This is a genomic window from Actinoplanes sp. NPDC051633, from assembly GCF_040681735.1.
Lineage (GTDB): Bacteria > Actinomycetota > Actinomycetes > Mycobacteriales > Micromonosporaceae > Actinoplanes.
Map to the genome: position 1 here is coordinate 1 of NZ_JBFAZH010001139.1, position 2,479 is coordinate 2,479.

Here is a 2,479-nt window from a genome sequence, read left to right on the forward strand (position 1 = left end):
GCCTCGACGAACAGCACCGGGCGGCCGATCGAGTCCGGCCGGGCGGCGTGCTCCTCCGGGCGGAGCACGGTCGCCAGCGGGCCGATCTCGGACTGCCCGAAGCAGTTGTAGAAACCCACGTGGGGCAGCAGCTTCTGCCATTTCTGCAACACGGGTACGGGCATGATCGAGGCGCCGTAGTAGGCCTTGCGCAGGCTGCTCAGGTCGGCGCCGGCCACACCGGGATGGTTGCCCAGCCCGACCCACACGGTGGGCGGGAAGAACAGCGATGTGACGCCGTCGCGGGGCACCCGGCGCAGGATCTCGTCGGCGATCGGCGCCTCCATCAGGTGGTTGGTCATCCCGACGGCCAGGCCCGGCATGAGGAAGACGTGCATCTGCGCCGAGTGGTAGAGCGGCAGCGCGTGCAGGGGCACGTCGTCCGGGCGCAGGTCGAGCGCCGCGATGCAGGAGGCGTACTCATGCACCAGCGCCCGGTGGGTGAGCATTGCGCCCTTGGGCAGGGACGTCGTGCCGCTGGTGTAGAGCAGCTGCACCAGATCGCCGTCGGCGACGACGCCCTCCTCCCGGTGCACGGCACCGGCCGGGTCGCGCGCCCAGTTCAGGACGTCGTCCATGGCCTCCCGGCGCAGTCCGGCGATGTCCGGCCCGACGGCGTCGAGCTGCGCCGCCAGCGCCGCGTCGCCGAACACGGCCGCCGGCCCCGACTGGGTCAGCAGATAGGCGAGCTCGGCGCCGACCGCGTTGAAGTTGACCGGGACGTGCACGAGGCCGGCCCGCGCGCAGCCGACGAAAAGCAGCAGGTAGGAGTCCGAGTTCTTGCCGTACGCGGCGACCCGGTCGCCGGGCGACAGACCCAGCGCCAGCAGGCCCGCCGCCACCCGGCCGACCGCGGTGTCGAGCTCGCGGTACGTCCAGGTCCGCTCGCCGAAGGTCAGCGCGACCCGGCCCGGCGTCCGCCGGGCGCTGCGCTCGATGAGCCCTCCCACGGTGCTGGGGAAAGACGGTTGCTCCATCACGTGCTCCTCGCGCGTCAGCGGATCGGCGGTCATCGGCATCGTAGATCCGACGGCGCGCGCCGGCCGCCGCGAGCAGGGCCGGGCGCGGGACGCCGTGCCGGGGCCGTCCCGGATCAGGGCGTCCGGTCCTCCGCCTCGAGCGTCGTCACTTCGTGGCCGGTCCGCAGAGCCTCGGCCGCGGCGAGCACGACCAGCAGATCCGCGTACGCGTCGGCCACGCCGACCAGCGGTTGCCGCCCGTCCCGGATCGACTCGACCCAGTCGGTGACCAGCGCGCGGTGGCTGTCGTAGTAGTCCTCGCCCTCGCTGAGCACCTCGTCGTCGTTGAGGACGGCCGAACCGAACGGACCGTCGTACGCCACTCGGATGTCGATCCGCCCGGCCGTCCCGTACACGGTGGCCTCGATCTCCGCCCCGGCCGCGGGAGTGACCCACGTATAGAGCGACTGCCCGATGCGGCCGGAGGCGAACCGCAGGGTGAGCCCGACGGTGTCGGCGGACCCGTGCCCGGACACCCCGGCCACCTCGCCGCCCAGCCGCCGCAGCAGGCTGGTGTGGTGCGTGCCCTGGTCGAGCAGGATGCCCGAGGCCGGCCCGCCGCCCCGCCGCCACCCGTCGCGCAGCCACACGCCGTCGAGCCGGTACGCCCGGGTCGACCGCAGCGCCACCAACTCCCCGACCCGGCCGGCGGCCACGGCCGACGCCGCCGCCCGGACAGCCGTCAGATGGGGGTAGTTCTCGGCGACCGCGACGGTCCGGTCCGAGCGGGCCGCCGCCTCCACGAGCGCGCGCCCGTCGCGAGACGTCGTTGCGAGCGGCTTCTCCACCAGGACGTGCAGGCCCGCATCGAGGGCTTGCAGCACGGCGGCGGCGTGCGCGTCGTGGGGCAGCCGGAGGTCGACGGCGTCGATGCCCTGCGCCGCCGCGACGTTCGCAAGCGAGGCGTACGAAGGCACACCGAGCAGCGCCCCGACGGCGTCGGCGCGCGCCGCGACGCGGTCGACGACAGCGACCACCCGGCAGCCGTCCGGCGGGTCCGCGTACACGCGGCGGGCGACCAACTCCCCGATCGCTCCGCACCCGACGATCGCGACACGCAGATCGCCGCTGGTGGGTCGATGGCCGTCGGCATGAGCAACCCGCATACGAGGATGCTCACTCCGCGCACGCAGGATGTAAACACCGCTCGGGTGTGCGCTTGGCTCAGAGGGCGTAGGGCGAGCGGAACAACCGCTGGGGGTCGGCCGCCGCCCGGATCCGGCGCAGCCGCGCCAGGTGCGGGCCGTGGCATCGCGCCAGCAACGCCGGATCGGGCTCCAGGTAGTTGACGTAGCGGCCGGCGGACCACGCGGCGAGCGCGCGGTGGCCGCGATCGATCCAGGCGTACGCGTCCCGGACGGTCGCGGCGTCGCTCGCCGCCGGCATCACGAGCCACTGCATCATGGTGCGCGCGCCGCGCC

The 2,479-nt window shown here is 73.9% G+C and carries 3 protein-coding genes; all 3 read right to left on the reverse strand.

The window, feature by feature from the left end; all coding sequences use genetic code 11:
- The coding region (locus AB0M20_RS38105; protein ID WP_364305733.1) for an AMP-binding protein at positions 1-1,052 on the reverse strand (1,052 nt) is incomplete at its 3' end.
- Positions 1,053-1,132: 80 nt separating this feature from the next.
- Positions 1,133-2,164, reverse strand: coding sequence for a Gfo/Idh/MocA family oxidoreductase (locus tag AB0M20_RS38110; RefSeq protein ID WP_364305735.1), 1,032 nt, complete (start codon positions 2,162-2,164; stop codon positions 1,133-1,135).
- Between the two features lie 58 nt (positions 2,165-2,222).
- On the reverse strand, positions 2,223-2,479 hold a 257-nt coding region (locus tag AB0M20_RS38115; RefSeq protein WP_364305738.1), incomplete at its 5' end, for a hypothetical protein.

Excerpts from the sequence above, each read along its gene's own strand:
- AB0M20_RS38110 (WP_364305735.1), bottom strand. The coding sequence starts at position 2,164 with ATGCGGGTTGCTCATGCCGACGGCCATCGACCCACCAGCGGCGATCTG.